We start from the raw sequence: 17,655 nt of genomic DNA, 5'->3' as shown, positions 1-17,655 counted from the left end.
CTGAAATCCCTTGCATCCGCGGGGCCGTCTATACATCGCGATGAAGCCCCTCTGCATCGGCTTTCCCGGCGCGATAAAGTGCCAATGATGACGGCGTCCTTGCTCCAGGCGAGCATGGCGTTGCAGGTGAACTCGGTGCGATGGTCGGACACGATCATTCCTGGCTTGCCGCGTCGCGCGACGATTCCGTCAGCTCGTGGGCCTCGCGCCGTCCCGAGATCGACGTCTCCGGATTGGGGTCAGGCATTCCTTGGCGTCGTCGACGATGTTGAGGATGCGGAAGCGCCAGCCGGCGGTAGCCGAAACGCCGCCGCTCGTTGGCGAGATCGCGCAACCGACCGCGCAGAGCCGCGTCCGCAGGGCGATTGGCGCGATAGCGGATGATCGTCCGATCCGCGCCCACGATCGAGCAGGCCCGCCGCTCCGACAGGCTCATGACAGCCTGGAGATGTGCGACCGCAGCGCGCTTGGCGGCGGGCCCTACCATTTTGAAAGCAGCTCGCGAAAGGCGACCGTATCGAGGATCTGCTCGGCCAGAAGCTTCTTCAGCTTCGCCTTCTCCTCCTCCAAGGCCTTCAGCCGCTTCGCCTCGGAAACGTCCGTGCCGCCGAATTTGGCCTTCCAATTGTAGATCGTCGCTTCGGATATCCCATGCTTGCAGGCAAGGCCAGCGATCTTCGCCTCAGTCTCTTGCTCCTTCCTTCAATACAGCAATAATCTACTCTTCCGTGAACCTCGCTCGCTTCATCTGTCGGTCCTTCTTTCTCTGGTGATCGAGCCAGCGGCCGACGCTGCGTGGGAGACCGAAAAGGGCGCCGTGATCGCGAGTGTCACGTGGCCGTGCTCCCGACGCCTCCGAGGATCGTGAGCCTGTAGGTCGGAAGCAGTTGCATGCAACCGATCTGGCGCAGGCTCTCCGCGACTCAAACTCAAGGCGCTCCACGATCTGGTGGAAACCGATGCGGAGGAAAGTGTCATGCGCCTCATCGCTCGCGCAGTATCCTCGGTGCGACCAAGCCCGACGACACGTGCGGCAGGTCGTCAACAATCTCAACACCGTGCGGAGGCTCAGCGTTGCACCTGAGATAGCGCGGCGCGTTCATTCGGATCGTATGCGTGTCTTATGCGCGAAGGGCGGCGTCTCCGACCACCTGCTCAAATCGCTACACTGTTCCGCGTCGCCGCGCTACCACAGTCGTCTAGCTCATTGATCTCGAAGCGCGGCCTGACTAAGGCGTTATCGATATGGCCGAACGGCTTGTCGGAGCGGCGTTCACGCGCGGCAAGAACGAGCCGGACCGCTAATAGACCGATGGCGAAGGATGTCGGCGCCTGATGTGGATGTTTCGTCGGCACGATCGACGCGTTGGCGCCGGCCGGATCATCGACTACAATGGGCGTCGAAGCATGAATCGTTCGGGCGCCACCCGTCGCGCGTGTTGGAGCGCAGACATTGCCGCAATCCGCGGTGAGTCCGTGGTGAATGTGCATAGATAGCTATCGACGATAGCTTCGCCGATCGGCCGTGAACCGCAATGTACTGCAGCAAAACGGCCGAACCGCGCGATCCGGCTCAGATAAAGCTTAGCGGATGCTTGCTTGTAACCGAGCGAGAAAAAGTGCCCCGCGATGCGATCCATCTCGGCGCCGAGCGCCCCGTCACGAAGGCGTTTAAGCACCCCGCGGTACGAAAAATAGAACTCGAGCATTGTGCCCCTCCGGCGTTCCGGCGCAGGGGGATCCCGCGTCCGCACGAGGGCCACGAAATATTATGTGACGGAGGAATCCAGCCGTGGCCGGCTCTGGATGGCGTTAGGGCGCCTCCGCCACATAATCTCGTCCGACACATAAGTGAGGATCGCGCTTCAGGCTCTCCTGAACTGTAAGAGCCAAGCTTCGCATGCCGCGGCGCATGTCGGTGTGACCAGTGGCGATCCAAACCTTAACGCCGCTCGGAATCGGGATCATCGGCGCCGCAGGAGCTCAAGAACCCGCTGCAGCGTCTCAACGTCCACGTCACGGTCTACGCGAACACGACAGCCGCCGCCAAGCTCGATATCTATGATTCCAGCCCTTGCACGCTGCGCAGGTGGTGAAGACGTCGGTTGTGGCGCGCCGCTCGAGATCGGAGCCGCCACAGGCGTGATCTCGACGGGAACAAAAGCAGGCTCGGCATCTCCGCCCAGTCGACCTTGGCGCGCCAACCGGCGCCATGTGAACAATTGGCTTGCAGACAACCCGTTGCGCCGCGCCGTCACCGACGCCAAGCGTGACCCGCCGTAGCTCTCGGCAACGATCCGCTGCTTCTCCTCGAATGTCCAATGGCGCCGAGCGCCCGTCGAGACAACTTCCAGCCGAGAGACCTTCGGCATAGACGTATGGTCAGTCATACGCCTATGTCTTCAATCTCGATCACACCTCACAAGGCGGCCTTCGCCGGAGCGATACTGGGTAAAAGCCCTGCGGCGAAGTGAATCAGTGAGCTGAAAGGGCAGGGGAACCGGGGCAAAATGTGCTCTGGTCGGGTCAATGACGCAGCCCGATCTCAGCCCTGCGAATGACGTAGAGACGCTGAAGGCTATGGTCCTTGCCATGGCCGAGAAAGCGGCCCGCGCCGATGCTCTGGCGAGCGAAGTCGCCGATCTCAAGGCCTGCAACGCCGATGCCGATGCGCGTATCAAGCGGCTGACGCAGATCCTGAAGGCCTTCGACCGCGCCCGGTTCGGCCGACGATCGGAAAAGCTCGGCTCTGCGAATGGCGACGACGAACAGCAGGCCTTCGTCTTCGAGGAGATCAAGATCGGCACGCTTGATGCCAGGCAGGAAGGCGGCTCCTATCGTCAGATCCGAGGTGATCACGGGGCAGCGTCGGCGACGGCACTGGACGGCGGAAGAGAAGGCCCGGCTTGTGGCCGAGCGCTTCGAGGAAGGGGCCAATATTTCCGAGGTCGCTCGGCGCCGTGGCGTTGTCCGTGGGCGGCTGACGGTGTGGCGGCGCAAGTTCGCGACGGCAGCGGGCTTTCAGGCGCTAGGCTTCGTGCTGGTCCGGATCGCTTCCGAGAGCGGTCCGGCGACGGCAGACGAGCCGGACCGATTAGCGTCCGCGCATAAAGTGCTGCCGCAGATGGCATCGCTCCCAGGCAAGCTTGGCGGGATGATCGAGATCGAGGTGGGCGGGACACGCATCCGGGTCGAACCCGGAGTGGAGTTGGCGATGTTTTCGACAGTGCTATCGGCGTTAGGGCCGTTGATTGCATTACGGTCTGACCTCAAGGTGGTACTGGCAGCACAGCCGGTCGACTTTCGCAAGTCGGTGCACACGCTATCGGCGCTGGTGAGCGAAGCGCTGCGTGCGAACCGCGTATTGGGGCGACGTTTTCGTGCTCCGCAGCAAGCGCATGGACCGTGTGAAGCTTCTGGCGTGGGACGGCAGCGACATGGTGCTAGTGACAAAGTGGCTGCACCAAGGACGCTTCACCTGGCCGCCGATCCGTGATTGCGCGGCGCATCTCCGTGCGACGAAGCTCGCGATGCTGCTGGACGGACTTGACTGGACGCGTGTCTCACCCAAGCCTGTGAAGCAGCCGGCGGTTGTCGGCTGAGAGGTGAGGATTTCGCTGGAGCCTGTGGCGCGCGGATGTATCGTTTGATCATGGCGATTCGCCCCGACGCTCTCCCGACCGATCCAGCAGGGCTAGCCGATTGGTGCTCGCGCTTGACGCCGAGAACGAGAAGCTGCGAGTGGCGATGCAGACGCTCATAGAGCGGGAAGCGCTCGGAGCGGCTTGCGGTGATTGTCGCGGCCCAACTGGCGCTCGAGCTGGGCGATCTCGAGACCGACGCCACCACGCTACTGCGCCGACCAACGACTCTGAGCCCGCGCCGAAGCCGTCCGACAAGCTGCGCAAGAAGGCGCGCCACAACTCAGTGCGGTGCCCAAACTCCTGCCGCGTTGCGAGCAGGTCCTGGAGCCGGCGGCGACCGCGTGCCCGTGCTGTCGGGGTCAGCTTCACAAGATCGGCGAGGGCGTCAGCGAGGTGTTGGACGTGATCCCGGCGATCCTGCGGACGATCCGTCGCAAATACGCGGTTGCACCGACGGCCGGGCGAAAGTGCTGCCGCGTTCGGTTGAGGGTGGCCTGGTATCGACGGCCCTCGTGGCTCACGTGGTGAACTCGAAATTCGCTTGGTATCTGCCGCTGTACGGCCAAGTGCAGATCCTGGCTGGCCAGGGCATTCATCTCGACCGCGCGACGCTCGCCGGCTAGGTGAAGCGTGCGGCTTGGTGCTCTGGAGCCTTTATGAACTTCAGCTGCGGACGATCCAGGCTTCGCCGCGGCTGTTCTGCAACGCGACGCCGATGCCGGTGCTCGATCCCCGGGCGACATCGCAGCCGTATCTGTGGCTCTGGGCGCATGCCATGGATGATCGCCCTTGGGGCAAGCCATCGCCGCCGGCGGTCGTGTGTGGACGCCCCGGTAAATGCAAGCAAAATATAACTTCGGAACGGGCATGTGGTCGGGTGCTGACGTGTGTCCGGCCTCGTGATGCGACCTCGATACGTCGCGGGCCTTATGGAATGCTGGATTGAATCCAATTCGGCTACGCGTGCTCACCGGCACTCATCCACCTGTTGATCTTCCAATCCCAGCCCTGGCCGATTGTCCATAATACCACATTCCCGACGTCTCCGCGTCTGGCCTTGCCGTTACGCAGCGCCGGACGCTGGAGCTTGGTAAGCGCCACCGCGGACCATCAAGGCCCAGGCGATACGCGCCATTTTGTTCGCTAGAGCGACCGCAATCAGTTTTGGGGGCTTCTTCGAGAGCATTCTCACCAGCCAGGATCCTGCTGGCGATCCATGGCGTCTGCCCATCGCACGACGGCGGTCGCGCCAAGCACAAGGAGGCGTCGGAGATCGCGTCGGCCCATCCTGGAGATTTTGCCCAGCCTACGCTCGCGCGCGCTGATCACCGCAGACATGGGAGCTCATACTGGTTACAACCTATTTGTGGGCCTATGCCGGGGACGAACCTTTGGCCGCAGCGGCCCGCCGATGGTGGCTTATCGCTTTCGAAGACAGCCACGCCGGCGAATGCGTTGTCCGGCATCTCGCGGCATCCTGCAGGTTGATGGATACGCCGCCTATAACAAGCTGGCGCGATCCGATCGCGGCAATGAGGGCATCACCTTGGCTGGCTGCTGGTCACACAGCAGGCGCAAGTTCTATGAGCTGCATGTTGCAGGAAGGTCGAAAGCGGCAGCGACGGCGGACGGACCTAGGCGACCGTCGCAACTGCTACAGACGGCAAAGATGAACAACGTCGATCCGTTCGCCTGGCTCACCCTAACGCTTCAGCGCATCGACAGGGGCTGGCCAAGCAGCTAAATCGACGCCCTTATGCCATGGAACCATGCCGCCTAACGGCCTCAGCTTCCAGCTCACCCTGCTCTGCAAGAACTACAAGCAGTATAGAATTGGCGCGTCCTTTGCGTCCTCAACTCCATCTGATTTGGTAGCTACCATAACTATGTAGCCGCTGGTTTAGTTCAATCCCATGAGACCACCGACTTGCTTACTCGCACAAAAAACTCGCATTCTCTAACTGCGGCAAAGATTTTTGTCCTTGTGCACCGCTAGAATGCGGCATTTCGCCCACAGAATCCCGTAATGTCCCCGCAGAACCTTCGGCTATCAAGAATGAGCAACTGAGGAGTTCGTGTGCTTTATCTAATCATCTGGAGATTTATGGCATGAAAAAAAGACTAGGAATGAGGGGTAAGATTGAGGAGATAATCTACGTTCGACTAGAGCCTGGCGAAGACTTCGTTCGCGCCCTCTGGGACATCTGCAAAGAATATGATATCAAGACAGGCGTCCTTCTGGATGCGACGGGCAATTTTGCCAAGGTTAGGTTGACGCGTATTTCCAGAGAGCCACGGAGGGACAACTGGGGAGTTGACTTCGTTGAGATGTCGGGACCGCTACAGGTGAGCATGACTGGCATCCTCGGGACGGGCTGGAACCCGAAAAATCTGCCGGCGACACCGGACTTTCACCGTCACTACTCCGACACAGGCTTCGGAGCTGGAGGCTGGGAGGAACACGGGTCTCCCTATTTTAAGATTAATATCACGGCGTCGAATGTGTCGGAGACTGCCTGCGGGCACCTCTTGCAGGGATCGCTGGTCGGCTCTGTCAATTATGACAGATCTGGCGGGAAAGCTGATCTACCGTCGCATTTCACCGTCGCCATCGCGAAGGTTTCGGGCGTCATCGTAAGGGGCACCTTCGGCGAGAATGGCTTCTATCACGACCTCGTTCCGGCATAGCTCGCTGGACAGGAATTTAGGCCAAGACCAGCAGCACAGTCCTCGGCGCGTTTGCTCTGATCTGCTGTATGTCTTCGGTCTACGCTAAGGCACGCAGCCAGTCGTATTGCTCCTGAGATTCACCCATATCGTGGAACTAAGTGCATTGTGCCTGCCCGCAAGAGAGACATGCCGGCGGCGTTCACGCCCGAAGTACTGAGCGGGAGCCGCCGCTGGCTGGACCTGCATTCGCTGGACGGGGACGTTCCAATCTCTGCCACTAGACGTATGTGGTTCGCAAAAACGACGAGTTTTGCGACTCGAGATTGACGGGCGGCGGAGCCGGCGCCGAGACGGTGGCCGCGGTGATCCGCGCACTGACCGCGACGACGTGATCGGGCCGACAGGCGCCGTCAAGGTCATGGTGGCGACGACCTGCCACTGAACTTTCATCCAGCAGCGGTTAGAATCTGGGGGGGGCAGCGAGACCGAACTTTGGACCACCCAGAACTAGGGTTTTGCGTTTTGGTCACGTTGGCGGGCTGGTTGCGCCAACGTGGTTTTGCAGCAAAATCGACGGTCGATTGCCGATCGCCCCCGCGGGGCCGTTCTTCGTTTTAGTATCTGCGACAATGCGCTACCTTTTCCTGGGCGTCTGCAAGACTAAGGAACCAATGGGTGTTGACCGGCTCGTCAATTTCCTGAGAGCCGTCAGCGTCAGTACACGCATCGCGCACGGCTGCTTGGCTGGGAAAACGTCATCCGCCATCGACGAAGACCTTGGCCGCTCGGGGGGGCGGCACAGCACGTCCCGGCTTTAAGCGCTTGCTAGCCGCGATCTGCAACCGGAAGCCCGCGGACGCCAGGTTGCCTGCGGCATGCGTCAGTCAATTCCGGACAGGAGATAGGATAGTTGCGCAACGCTGATTGTCACAACGCCGTCCGCCAGCTTCGTAAGGCGCTGTGCGTAGTCGGGTGATGACATCTGTCCGGCCTCTGATGCGACCGGTCATGCGTCGCACGCCCGTATGGGAGTCCGCGGATTCGGGGCCAAATCACATAGCGTGCTCGAACTCGGGGCACTGAGAGAGGAACTGCCTTTCCCGATCCCGTCTCATCGACTATCGCGCCGTACCTTCCGTTGACCTTCCTACACACTCGACGATCTCCTGGCCGGTCGGCTTGCCGACGCGACCGGAGCTTGGTAGACGCCGCCTTTCGCCAGAAGAGCCCAGGCGATGCGGGCCATTTTGTTGGCGAGAGCGACGGTCACGAGCATAGGCGGCTTGCGGGAGAGCATCCGCGCCAGCCGCGATCCTTGGGGGGGCCGCGGCGGCGAACGTGCCGCACGACGGCGCAAGCTCCGATGATGAGCAAGCGCCGCAAGGTTCGCTCACCAATTTGACCCTGCGCCAAGCTTTTGCTTCCGCCGGTCGAGTTCTGTTTCGGCGTGAGCCCGAGCCAGGCGGCGAAGCGCGGCCCTTTTTAAATGTCGTGGCCGCAGGGGCCAGGGCGACAAATGCTGTCGCAGTTATCGAACCCACTCCAGGAATGGTTGCCAGCCGCCGCGCGGTTTTGTCTTCCGGGCACGGCGTGCGATCTCGACGTCAAGATGTTTGATCCTGTGGTGCAGCGAGCGTAGCACATCAATCAGCATCTCGAGCGCTACTCGGGCGGCTTCTGGCAAATCGCTTGATCCGCCGCCAGCTCCACGAGCTTGACCTTGTGGGAGGGCCCCGAGGAACTACCATGCCGTGTTCGGCGAGGTGGGCACGCAGAGCCTTGATCACCTGGGTGCGCTGTCGCACCATGAGGTCGCGCGCCCGAAATACGACCGCGGCAGCCTGCTGCTCCCTGCTCTTGAAGGCAACAAAGCACATCGTCGCTCGTTAGGACGCCTCACAGATCGCCTCGGCATCAGCGGCGTCGTTCTTCTGCCGCCTCACAGAAGGCTTCACATAAGCTGGCGGAAAGAGGCGAACCGTGTGACTGAGCTTGCCGATCTCGCGCGACCAATGATGCGCGCGCTGGCACAGGCTTCCATGGCGACCAGGCACGCTGGCTGCTTGGCGAAGAACTCCAGTACCGTGTGACGCCGCAGGCGTTTGCTGAAGGCAGTGGCGTCTGCTGCATCCGCCCCATGCACCTGGATATAGCGCGACAATCAGGATGAGAGGGGCCCGTCAATCAAGATGAGACGAGGCGGCCGAGTCAGGAGATAATTGACGCTGGCCGTCGACTTGGCAAGCGTTGATTGACGCTGCGCGACAATCAAGCGGCGCTGCCAGCGTCAATTAAAGTCTTGTCGAGTTCGTTTGGGGTAGTGTGAACAGGCGGCCGGCCTGGACCGCGCTTGCGATCGAGGGCAACTTTTCGACGGTAACTTTCGACGTTCATCTCGAGGATCGTGGCGTGGTGGACCAAACGATCGATGGCAGCCAACGTCATTGCTTGGTCCGGGAAGATACGCCCCCATTCGCCAAATGGCTGATTGGCCGTGATCAGCAGCGAGCGTCGTTCGTAGCGGGCGGCGATCAACTCGAACAACACACTGGTTTCCGCCTGATCCTTGCTCACATATGTGATGTCGTCGAGGATCAGGAGGTCATAGCGATCGAGTTTGGCGATCGCGGACTCCAGCGCCAGCTCGCGCCGCGCGACCTGCAGCCGTTGCACCAGATCAGTGGTTCGCGCGAAGAGAACGCGCCAACCGTTCTCGACGAGAGCCAGGCCGATCGCCGCGCCGAGATGGGTCTTGCCGCCGCCCGGTGGACCGAACAAGAGCAAATTGGCGCCGGCCTTCAACCAGGCGTCGCCGGCGGCGAGCGCCATCGCCTGTGCCTTTGATAGCATCGGCACGCTTTCGAAGTCGAAGGTTGCGAGCGTCTTGCCGGCGGGCAAACGCGCTTCCACCATGTGTCGCTCGATCCGACGGCGGGTGCGATCGGCGGCCTCGTGCTCGGCAAGGGCGGCGAGGAAGCGGGCGGCAGGCCACCCTTCCTTGTCCGACTGTGCGGCGAGCTTCGGCCAGATCGCCTTGACGCCCGGCAGGCGGAGCTCATTGAGAAGCAGCTCGACACGGGCAGCATCGACGGAGGTAGCGATACCGGTCATGCTGCCTCTCCCAGGTTCGAGCGGCCCGACATGACGCTGACGGAGGCGAGTTCATCGTAGACGTCGAGCGGCGCCAGCTTGACGGCGACACGCGGGATCGAGGCCGCCTCGGGCCGGAAGCGGTCGCGCAGCGCGGCAAGATCGGGTAACTGTCCGGCGTCCAGATCCATCGCGATCGCCTCGGCGAGGTCTGCTTCGCAGGCGCGCTCGTGAGCCAGCGCCAGAAGCTCGACCGTCACCTTGCAGGCGCGCCGGTCATCACCATGCTCCCGCAAGGTCTCGAACAGACGTTTGTAAGCTGCACGCGGGAAGAGTTGGTCGCGATAAACGAGATTGAGGAGCGCCATCGGCTTGCGCCGCAGGGCATGGATGACATGCCGGTAATCCACGACATGACCGCCCTGGCTCTCGGACACAGGCCGACCGCGCCGCAGCGTCACGACCGGTGTGACGCCAAGGAAGCATTCGAGCCGGTCGTCGAAGATGCGCACACGCAGGCGATGGCCGATCAATCTTGAAGGCACGGTGTAGAACACGCGCCGCAGGATGAAGCCGCCTGACGACGTCACCGGGATCACTTTCTCCTCGAAGTCGGTCGTGCGGCCTTTTGGCAGCGGCGCCAATGCCTCCTTCTCGAGCGCGATCGGCTTGGCGAGGTTGGCGTTGCGCCGGCCGACAATCTCGTCGACAAAAGCCCGGTACGCATCGAGACTGGCGAAGTCGCGCGTCCCCCGCAGCAACAGCGCATCTTCCAGTGCCCGCTTGAGATGGCCGTGCGCGCTCTCGATCGAGCCGTTCTCATGTGCGATGCCCGCATTGTTGCGCGTTGGCGCCATGCCATAGTGGCCCATCAGCCCGGCGTAGCGCTGCGTCAGATCCTCCCGTGCGTCGGCGGCCAGATTGCGGAACGCTGCCGACAGGCTGTCGCTGCGATGCTCCCGCGGCACGCCGCCAAGCGCCCACAGCGCGTTCTGCAAGCCCTCCGCCAGGGCGACGAAGCTTTCGCCGCCGAGCACGACATGGGCATGCTCGAAGCCGGAGAACGCCAACCGGAAGTGATAGAGCCGGTGACCGAGCGGCTCACCCGCGATGGTAATACCGAGCGCGCTCACGTCGGTGAAGTCGGACAGACCCAGGCGGCCGGGCTCGTGCTGCTGGCGGAAGATCACGTCCTGTTCGGGGCCGTTGAGCGCCCGCCAGGCGTTGATGCGCCGCTCCAGCGTGCGGCGGATGTTCGGGTTCAGGTCATGATGCCGTCGGCGCAGCTCGTCCAGCACGCCGATCACGCGGATGCCGGGCGCAGCCTTCAGGATCGGAACGATCTCGGCCTCCCAATACTGCGCGAGCGGATCGGACCGGCGCCGGCCCCTCGGCGTCTTCTTCTGCGATGGCGGGCGACAATCGCCCTCGATTCGATACGCGCTTGCCTTCGAGAACCCCGCCTTGGCCGCGGCGGCCTCGGGGGACAGTGTCTGTCGGTAGGTCATGTACAGCCTCATCTGGTGGTCGGTGATGTGGAGGCCAGGCAAGGCATCGATTCCCTCTTGTCGAGACGAATCAACAGCTTGCACCAGCCGCACCCGGCCGCCAGACGGGTCCAAAAACGCGCGACGCCGATGGGGACGGTCCTCCGGTCGGGCTACGCCCTCCCTTCGGTCCGCCCCCATCGGCGCAGTCTCACCTTGATTGTCGCTGAAGTCTCACCCTGATCGCCGCCGCGCAACCTGGAATACGTTCTTCGCCAAATTCAGTCCGATCGTGCTAACTTCCATGGCGGACGCTCCTTCTCTGCGGTAGCTGTTCAACACCCACCATTTCGCACATCGATGCGGTCGAAGGGGGTCCACACCATCACAGGATCGCCAGCGTCACATGCTTGCGCCGGAGCTCGCGGTGCACCGCCGCCCAGTCCGGCTCCGCCTGCCGGCGATGGCCTCATCGCGTGCCGGGCCCGGCTCCCGCGCTGGCGAAAAGCCGGGCCTCCAGCTCCGTGTCGGTGATGTCGTCGGTCAACGGCCAGCTCAGTCCCGCCGCCTCGAACCGGCGGATCGCCAACCGCACCGTCGACGGGGCCGTCCCCACCCGTCGCGCAATCTCGTGGTCAACATTCCCGCCGATTTCAATCTGATCACATCACGCACGTGGCGCATCACAAGCCGATCCGTCGGCATCCAGGTCCCCCTTCGCAAAGCCGAAAGTGGGACCGTATCGGAGCCAGAAGAGGCCTCGTCACCCCGGGGCGACATCATCCCGGAATGGTGGGCAACATCGAGCGGAATCAGCAACTTGTTTACCTAAAGGCGATGGACTTCGTCCATAACCGGTTGCCGACAGGACACAAGCTTCGCGTACTCACGATCATCGATACCTTTTCCCGCCTCTCGCCGGTGCTGGCGCCACGGTTCACCTTCCGCCGTAGCGACGTCGTGGAGATGCTGGAAAGGCCTTGCAAGGAAGCCCAATTCCCGGCGGCGATCGCGTCGATCAGGGCAGCGAGTTGTCGCGCGATCTTGACCTATGGGCTCACCAGCGCGGGGGGGGGGGGGGCATGCTGGGCTTCGCGCGGCCCGACAAGCCGACCGACAATGCGTTCATCGAGGCCTTGTCGCCCGGTCCCGGATCGATTGCCGCACATCAGGCGTTATCTTATTCATCGTTCGCCTCCGGCCACCTTTGGGAGGGCGGTGCTGCATTCGTCGAGTAGAAGTTTGAGCAGACTTGGGGGCTGGACTGTTGCTGCCGACCGCCAGCGGATCGAACTGTCGCCATCGTTGTTCCACACCTTCGACTCGCTCCAGACGACGGTGACAACGATACACGCTGTGCATCAACGAGGCCGCGAAGTTCGCGCAACGAATCCAAGGGAAGCCGAGGGACTTCAACCGTCGGCAGTGCCACGGCGGATTTCTCAGTGATTCATGCGGGCAGCAAGGCGCGAGCCGTCGGGCTGCTCAATCACGAAGTGAAGGCGAGCCCGTGAATGACTCGCCTCCCGCATCCCAATCAAAGATTCATGAGCTTGGTATGTGCAAGAAAGGCGTGATGAAAGGCAACGGTCGCCACCGAAAACCAGGACAACCCAACCAGTCGTGTGAGCTTTAAAGCTCGCATCCTTGATGTGATCCCTTGGTTGTCGGACTTCATCAGGACCAGCGGAGATATGATCCGCGCTAAAGGCAGGACATAGGATCGCAGCCGTCCAGGTCGTTCAAAGTGCCAAATTGTGCTTGCCATCAGAGGCCGTCCACAAACGACGACTAGGGCCTCGAGCCGCTCGATGCCGCGGCCCGCCACGACCTCCTGGAGATCCTCGAGAACCGCTATGGCCGCCGCTCCACCCTCGTCACCAGCCAGCTCCCGTTGATCAATGGCACGGCCTGATCGGCAATCCCACCTACGCCGCCGCCGTTCCCGATGGCCTGATCCACAACGCCCACCGGGTCGACCTTAGCGGCGAGAGCATGCGGAGAACCCGCAAACCCGGCCGAAAGGCCTGAACCCTTGGCGCTGTGGACATGCCGCTGCACTTGGACAAAGTGAAGGGCGTTGCCCACATGCCCACAGCAGGAGCAAACAACCCTTTCGAGCCGGATTCAAGATTGACTACGCGGCTCCGCTAATGCCAGAAACCAGACTGCCAGAACGCCTCCCGCTCCGGACGACATCAAATCGGAATGGTGGGTGAGATCATCTCGCCGGTCGTGCAGGTTTGCCTCTCGAAGGCGTCTAGATCGTTCATCGATCCTTGAGACTGGACTACCAGAGCTCGTTATCTAGCCGCGACCGGAGCCACAAGCGCAACACGCCTCCTCCGTCTGAGGCGAAGCCTCGCTAGAATTTCAGATTCTCAGCGTTTGAGTTGTTGCAAGGTGTTAACACCCCCCTTTCAGGTTACGTCTCTTGTCAATCCATCTAGCATCCCCTTATGCAACTCAGGTGAGCGAGTCCGCGGGATGCACACTGCGCGGTCTTTCGTTGACCGGGTTGTAGCTATAGTGCTTGCGCCAAATTGGCGAGGGATTCCGGCAATCTTCTTAGCCATGCCATGGATCAGACGATGACCGCCGATGAGCAAGTTTTTCGCGCCGTCGAGAATCAAGGTCGGGCCGTCCCCGCGCGGTTCAAGGAAAAGGTTAACTTCAGCGATCTCGTATTCGCCTTATCCGAGACCTTGTTACCTTATCGGCTGACCGAGCTGCGCCAGCTTTCCTCCGATTTGGCCTCGACATTTTAACTCAAGAGCGTACCACCATCCTCGTTGGCGAGCGCCACCGTGGCGCTGCGGCCTTCACAAGCCGCAAGGACAGCCGCAACAGCGTGTATTACCTGCCGCGTCCAGTCTCTGCAGCCGATCTCGCGAGCATGCAGCGTCTCGATCGGCCGCACCTCGCCAGCTCGCGTATGTTGCGCGGCCTGTTGGCTTCCCAGGGGGCAAGATCGGCCGCCGGTGCATGTGAAGACTTTCGATGATAGTAGGCCCCGTGTTGGCGTGGGAGGGCGTGGCTTTGACGGGTTCGGTGGCAGGGCTCGCGCGGTCGAGCCCGGACTTGAGGATGGCGCTCACGGAGGAGTAGCTGATCGCGTTGATGGCGGGCGCCCTCTCGCAGACTGCTTCCAGCCGACTGCGCTCGTAGCGTCGCGCCAGAGCGATGATGCCCATGGCGGAACGATAACCCTGTTCGGGATGCGGGCGCTCGCGCATCAATCGCTCGACCAGCGTGGCGACGCAGACGCCAATCCGCGCCGCCATCTTGATCAAGGCTGTCGGCGTCATATTGGCGTAACGCTGATGGGCCTTGGGCATGTGCTCGTTCACCGTAACATGGCCGCCGCGCTGGGAACGATGCACATGGCTGGCGACACGCTGGTGATCCTGGAAGATCTCGACGGCCCGATAGGTAGGCCGGACGTCCACCCGACGACCGATCAGCCGGTGCGGCACTGAGTAAAAGGTCTTGTCGACCTCGACATGATAATCGGGGTGGACCTTGGCCGTTTTCCATTCGGCATATTCGAATGGTTCGCCGGGCAGTGGCGCCAGCGCGGCGCGCTCGACCTCCTCGATGGCGCATCGGCAGGCTGTTCAGCTCCTCGAGCAATTCACCAATCGCGCTATTGAGATCGGCCAAGTTGAAGAACCGCCGGTGGCGCAGCCGTCCAGCGCTCGACAATCGGCACCGCGCCTTCAACCTTGCCCTTCTCGCGCGGCTTGCGGCTGCGCGTCATGCTCGGCCATGGCAGCAAAGGTTTGATTGAGCGTCGGCTCGAACCACAACGCCTTGACGACCCCGGCCTTCAGATTGTCGCCGACGATCGCTTTGGGAACGCCGCCGAAGTACGCTAAGGCTCGGGTCTGGCCTTCGATCCAATCCGGCAGTCGCTGACCGAAGCTCGCCATAGCGAAGGTTAGCGACGAGGCCCCGAGCACCGCGACAAAAATCTGAGCCTGACGGATCTCGCCGGTTTGCGGGTTGATCACCTCCACCGTGTGGCCGGCATAATCGGTCTGCATGACCGCCCCTGCCGGTGGCGATGGCGGAAGGTCGGGTTCGCCCGGCGCTGGTGGACGGCAAACTTCTCGCAAAACCGCGAAATAGCCATAACCGTCGGGATGGGCCGTTCGGTATTCCTGCCACAGCAGCGTCAACGTCACGCCCTTGCGCTTGAGCTCCTGCGCAACGCGCGGCCACTCAGGCTCTCTCAGGTCCTGGGGCGGCCGTCCGAGCCGGCGGAAAGGGCCCGCTGAACGCCACCTCGCTGGCGCAAATCGGCGGCAGCGGCCAGCTTAAGCCGGCTGCGCGTGCCCGCAGCAGGTAGGTGGCAACTGAGATCTTGCTGATCTGCAGCCGTTCCGAGATAGCCCGGACCGACAGCCTTGCTCATATGTCAGCCTCAGGATCGATCGAAGGTCCTTCGCAGTTGTCCGTTTCGCTTGCTTCCGTCTCGGCATTGCCCCTCTCAAACTCAGCTTGAGAGAGAACATTGCCCGAACGACGCTCCCGAAAACCAATCTTCACAACTGTCCGCGATTTAGCGGAATCCCTGTCCCGAAATTACTGAAATCGCTGTCCGCGAATTACCGAAATCCGTGTCCAGCAATTGCCGAAACACCCACTCTGGGTACGCCCGGCTCATCGCGATTACTGGCTGAGCGAGCCGCATGCCAAAGAATGGCTGTTGATCGAGTGCCCCGATGACGAATCGGAGCAGCCGACGACGAAATACTGGTTCTCGACGCTGCCTGAAGACATCTCCTTCCGCGCCTTGGTCGATTTGACCAAGCTCAGATGGCGCATCGAACGCGACTACCAAGAACTGAAGCAAGAGGTCGGCCTCGGGCACTATGGAGCCGGCTTCCATCACCGCGCCGCGTTATGCATGCCATCTAAGTTCCTGATCTCTCAAAGGAGACGATTCCCTCCCCTCACGACCTCGTCGGCCCGCGTTCGTCAAAGAATTTGCGCTTTCCAAAAATCAAAAACCCCGCGGCGCTTCCGCTCAGAACTGAGCGTCATATGCCGAATTCGACCACAACCATGCGGCAGTACCTCGCGAGCGCATTGGTTAGGCGGTTACGTAGATGTCCGTCCTCCGCAACCCAAATCGAGGCCCATGCACCATCATGTTTTGTGACGCAGTAAGACTAAAGCGAAGATTTCTTCTCTTCGGTCCTGACGCGGCTACCGACATAGCGCAGCGTTGGACTGACGTAAGCATAGGCGAGCAGGCCAGCGAGCACAACGGACTCCAGGAGAAATGGAGCGGGAGCGAAAACCTCGTAGAGGCTCACGGCGAAAGGCGCGAAAAGCACATTCACGCCATTGATCGCCCCGACAGCTCCTGCTACGCGAGCCTGTTCCCTCATCGGAACGGAAAGGGTCGCACCGACGATGAAGCCCGCTCGGGCCAAAGAGAAGCCGAGGCTAGCGAGGGCGTAGCCCAAGATAGCGGTGACACAGTCTTGCGAGAAGGCGACCAAGAAGCTGCCGAGCGACGCCAGTCCGGCACCCCATCGCAGTAGGGCCTTCGGGGGCATGCGGAACATTGGGATGAGGCCCCAGAGCGCAAGTAAGCTTGCGAGCGCCCCGCCGACCATCGCAATCTCGATATGACCTTGAGCTATGCGGAGCAAGGCCGGGAATGGGAGTTCAGGTAGTGCTTCGCTCGCCTTGTCGATGATCAGGAAACCCAACGTTTGTGCCAGCGCATTCTGGCAGACGAAAAGCACGAAGCCGTAAGCGATGAAGGGGGCAAAGTCGGAGTGTAGCCACATCTGTTTACGAGCCGCCTTATCACTCCGGGCCGGCGGCTTCGTCACCAAGATCGGCGCCTCATCTAGATAGAGCGCGACGATGATCAGCATTATCGTTGCGATCAAGGCAAACGCGTACAGCGGTCCTGCGAAGCCAAAGAGTCCAATAATGAAGAGTGGAGCCAGCACTGGGCCAACCACAGTGCCCAGGCTAGATGCGCCCGCAATGCTCGACATCCACCGCGTGCGCTGGGCGGGGCAGGTGCGCTCCGCGATGTAGGTTTGACTCGCCGGGCTGGTGGCCGAGCCGAAGAGTCCATAGATCGCGCGACAGACTAGAAAGAATCCGAAAACGATCGTGGGAGTTGCCAATCCGGCCAGGCCGGCGCTCACCACCAGGCCAAAGAGCATCATGGAAACCGCAAATCCAGCAAGGCCGACGATCATGAGCGGTTTACGCCCCCGCAGATCCGATTGATGAGCCCAAAACGGCGAGGACACAGCCCACAACAGAGAGGAGAGCGAGAAAATGGCCGCCACCATCGAGTCTGCAATACCAATCGAGCGGCCGATCGACGGAAGCACCGACTGTAGCCCATTGTTGCCAATCGCGGTGGTTATCGAGACAGAGAAGATGATGACGTAGGCGCGGCGTGAAAGCCTGGGCGCATCGGACATGTGACGTTCTTACTAACCCCTAGCCGTAGCCCGCCCCCTTGAAAGCGATCATCTGGCCGTGCATTCGTCCGGTCTCTGACCGGCAGTTTTAGAAATCCAAAGTCTAACCGAACTTGCGGCAGGATTTTCCTAATGATCGGCCGGTTTATGCAGGAGTTCGGTTTTTTTTCCCCAAACTGGGTGGAAACCATGCGATGAGTGATCTTCGCGGACCTCCGCTTGTAAGGGCCGCGAAGGAGGAAAGCGAGCTGTTTGCGCGCTAATTTCTCGCGACGCCACGATGTGGAAGGCGAGCGGCAT

The 17,655-nt window shown here is 61.5% G+C and carries 11 protein-coding genes and 13 pseudogenes; 13 read left to right on the top strand and 11 right to left on the bottom strand.

Annotated elements, in window-relative coordinates; genetic code table 11:
• Positions 1-30 precede the first annotated feature (30 nt).
• From ACVIYL_RS44335 to tnpA, 4 genes and pseudogenes are all read right to left on the bottom strand, one after another.
• Positions 31-718, bottom strand: a pseudogene (locus ACVIYL_RS44335) (transposase); the annotation flags it as partial.
• 670 nt (positions 719-1,388) lie between these two features.
• Positions 1,389-1,709, bottom strand: a complete 321-nt coding sequence (locus ACVIYL_RS44330; protein WP_456781674.1) for a hypothetical protein — start codon at positions 1,707-1,709, stop codon at positions 1,389-1,391.
• Positions 1,710-1,812: 103 nt separating this feature from the next.
• Positions 1,813-1,968 carry an IS66 family insertion sequence element accessory protein TnpB gene (gene tnpB, locus ACVIYL_RS44325; RefSeq protein ID WP_456781673.1) on the bottom strand — a complete coding sequence of 52 codons (156 nt, stop codon included), beginning with the start codon at positions 1,966-1,968 and terminating at the stop codon, positions 1,813-1,815.
• Positions 1,965-2,372, bottom strand: a complete 408-nt coding sequence (gene tnpA, locus ACVIYL_RS44320; protein WP_456781971.1) for an IS66-like element accessory protein TnpA — start codon at positions 2,370-2,372, stop codon at positions 1,965-1,967. The genes tnpB (ACVIYL_RS44325) and tnpA overlap by 4 nt, the downstream gene beginning before the upstream one ends.
• Before the next feature lie 157 nt (positions 2,373-2,529).
• On the opposite strand from tnpA, the pseudogene ACVIYL_RS44315 reads away from it, so the two are divergent.
• From ACVIYL_RS44315 to ACVIYL_RS44290, 6 genes and pseudogenes are all read left to right on the top strand, one after another.
• Positions 2,530-2,805, top strand: a pseudogene (locus ACVIYL_RS44315) (IS66 family transposase); the annotation flags it as partial.
• Positions 2,756-2,998 (top strand): annotated as a pseudogene (locus tag ACVIYL_RS44310) (transposase); the annotation flags it as partial. The pseudogenes ACVIYL_RS44315 and ACVIYL_RS44310, both read left to right, overlap by 50 nt.
• A 216-nt stretch (positions 2,999-3,214) precedes the next feature.
• A pseudogene (gene tnpB / locus ACVIYL_RS44305) lies at positions 3,215-3,602 on the top strand (IS66 family insertion sequence element accessory protein TnpB).
• A gap of 330 nt (positions 3,603-3,932) precedes the next feature.
• A complete protein-coding gene (locus ACVIYL_RS44300) occupies positions 3,933-4,172 on the top strand; it encodes an IS66 family transposase zinc-finger binding domain-containing protein (protein ID WP_456781672.1) in 240 nt (79 codons plus the stop codon).
• A complete protein-coding gene (locus ACVIYL_RS44295; protein WP_456781671.1) occupies positions 4,169-4,267 on the top strand; it encodes an IS66 family transposase in 99 nt (32 codons plus the stop codon). The genes ACVIYL_RS44300 and ACVIYL_RS44295 overlap by 4 nt, the downstream gene beginning before the upstream one ends.
• A 17-nt stretch (positions 4,268-4,284) precedes the next feature.
• Positions 4,285-4,590: a hypothetical protein gene (locus ACVIYL_RS44290; protein ID WP_456781970.1), complete on the top strand. Its 306-nt coding sequence runs from the start codon at positions 4,285-4,287 to the stop codon at positions 4,588-4,590.
• Between the two features lie 117 nt (positions 4,591-4,707).
• Here the strand turns inward: ACVIYL_RS44290 and ACVIYL_RS44285 are convergent.
• Positions 4,708-4,952: pseudogene (locus ACVIYL_RS44285) on the bottom strand (IS110 family transposase); the annotation flags it as partial.
• A 47-nt stretch (positions 4,953-4,999) separates the two neighbouring features.
• On the opposite strand from ACVIYL_RS44285, the pseudogene ACVIYL_RS44280 reads away from it, so the two are divergent.
• Both ACVIYL_RS44280 and ACVIYL_RS44275 read left to right on the top strand, forming a co-directional pair.
• Positions 5,000-5,388 (top strand): annotated as a pseudogene (locus ACVIYL_RS44280) (IS66 family transposase); the annotation flags it as partial.
• 365 nt (positions 5,389-5,753) lie between these two features.
• On the top strand, positions 5,754-6,332 hold the full coding sequence (locus ACVIYL_RS44275; protein WP_456781670.1) for a PCC domain-containing protein: 579 nt from the start codon (positions 5,754-5,756) through the stop codon (positions 6,330-6,332).
• Positions 6,333-7,461: 1,129 nt separating this feature from the next.
• Here ACVIYL_RS44275 and ACVIYL_RS44270 read toward each other — a convergent pair.
• The 4 genes and pseudogenes from ACVIYL_RS44270 to ACVIYL_RS44255 form a co-directional block, all read right to left on the bottom strand.
• Positions 7,462-8,475 (bottom strand): annotated as a pseudogene (locus ACVIYL_RS44270) (IS110 family RNA-guided transposase).
• A gap of 107 nt (positions 8,476-8,582) precedes the next feature.
• Complete coding sequence (gene istB / locus ACVIYL_RS44265; RefSeq protein WP_076832955.1) at positions 8,583-9,425, bottom strand: IS21-like element helper ATPase IstB; 843 nt, start codon at positions 9,423-9,425, stop codon at positions 8,583-8,585.
• Positions 9,422-10,954 (bottom strand): IS21 family transposase, encoded by a 1,533-nt coding sequence (gene istA / locus ACVIYL_RS44260; RefSeq protein ID WP_092090428.1) that lies wholly within the window; start codon positions 10,952-10,954, stop codon positions 9,422-9,424. Before istA (ACVIYL_RS44260) ends, istB begins: the two co-directional genes overlap by 4 nt.
• Positions 10,955-11,279: 325 nt before the next feature.
• Positions 11,280-11,575, bottom strand: a pseudogene (locus ACVIYL_RS44255) (IS21 family transposase); the annotation flags it as partial.
• A gap of 150 nt (positions 11,576-11,725) precedes the next feature.
• On the opposite strand from ACVIYL_RS44255, the pseudogene ACVIYL_RS44250 reads away from it, so the two are divergent.
• The 4 genes and pseudogenes from ACVIYL_RS44250 to ACVIYL_RS44235 all read left to right on the top strand — a co-directional run.
• Positions 11,726-12,033: pseudogene (locus ACVIYL_RS44250) on the top strand (DDE-type integrase/transposase/recombinase); the annotation flags it as partial.
• Positions 12,034-12,686: 653 nt separating this feature from the next.
• Positions 12,687-12,922 (top strand): annotated as a pseudogene (locus ACVIYL_RS44245) (ATP-binding protein); the annotation flags it as partial.
• A gap of 560 nt (positions 12,923-13,482) precedes the next feature.
• Entirely contained in the window at positions 13,483-13,659 is a 177-nt protein-coding gene (locus ACVIYL_RS44240; protein ID WP_456781669.1) for a hypothetical protein, read from the top strand.
• Positions 13,660-13,724: 65 nt separating this feature from the next.
• Positions 13,725-13,862 (top strand): annotated as a pseudogene (locus tag ACVIYL_RS44235) (IS3 family transposase); the annotation flags it as partial.
• A gap of 46 nt (positions 13,863-13,908) precedes the next feature.
• Here ACVIYL_RS44235 and istA (ACVIYL_RS44230) read toward each other — a convergent pair.
• Positions 13,909-15,375: pseudogene (gene istA / locus ACVIYL_RS44230) on the bottom strand (IS21 family transposase); the annotation flags it as partial.
• Positions 15,376-15,545: 170 nt separating this feature from the next.
• On the opposite strand from istA (ACVIYL_RS44230), the pseudogene ACVIYL_RS44225 reads away from it, so the two are divergent.
• Positions 15,546-16,058: pseudogene (locus ACVIYL_RS44225) on the top strand (hypothetical protein); the annotation flags it as partial.
• A gap of 10 nt (positions 16,059-16,068) precedes the next feature.
• On the opposite strand, the gene ACVIYL_RS44220 reads toward ACVIYL_RS44225, so the two are convergent.
• Positions 16,069-17,355, bottom strand: coding sequence for an MFS transporter (locus tag ACVIYL_RS44220; RefSeq protein WP_456781668.1), 1,287 nt, complete (start codon positions 17,353-17,355; stop codon positions 16,069-16,071).
• Between the last annotated feature and the right edge of the window lie 300 nt (positions 17,356-17,655).

This window comes from Bradyrhizobium sp. USDA 3315 (assembly GCF_054056795.1).
Note: the sequence above shows the minus strand (reverse complement) of the source record. Positions and strands in the feature narration are given on the sequence as shown.

Bases quoted from the DNA above. Each gene is read 5' to 3' on its own strand.
- tnpA (WP_456781971.1), bottom strand. From the start codon at position 2,372: ATGCCGAAGGTCTCTCGGCTGGAAGTTGTCTCGACGGGCGCTCGGCGC.
- ACVIYL_RS44240 (WP_456781669.1), top strand. From the start codon at position 13,483: ATGACCGCCGATGAGCAAGTTTTTCGCGCCGTCGAGAATCAAGGTCGG.
- ACVIYL_RS44330 (WP_456781674.1), bottom strand. From the start codon at position 1,709: ATGCTCGAGTTCTATTTTTCGTACCGCGGGGTGCTTAAACGCCTTCGT.
- ACVIYL_RS44275 (WP_456781670.1), top strand. From the start codon at position 5,754: ATGAAAAAAAGACTAGGAATGAGGGGTAAGATTGAGGAGATAATCTAC.
- tnpB (WP_456781673.1), bottom strand. From the start codon at position 1,968: ATGATCCCGATTCCGAGCGGCGTTAAGGTTTGGATCGCCACTGGTCAC.
- istB (WP_076832955.1), bottom strand. From the start codon at position 9,425: ATGACCGGTATCGCTACCTCCGTCGATGCTGCCCGTGTCGAGCTGCTT.
- ACVIYL_RS44220 (WP_456781668.1), bottom strand. From the start codon at position 17,355: ATGTCCGATGCGCCCAGGCTTTCACGCCGCGCCTACGTCATCATCTTC.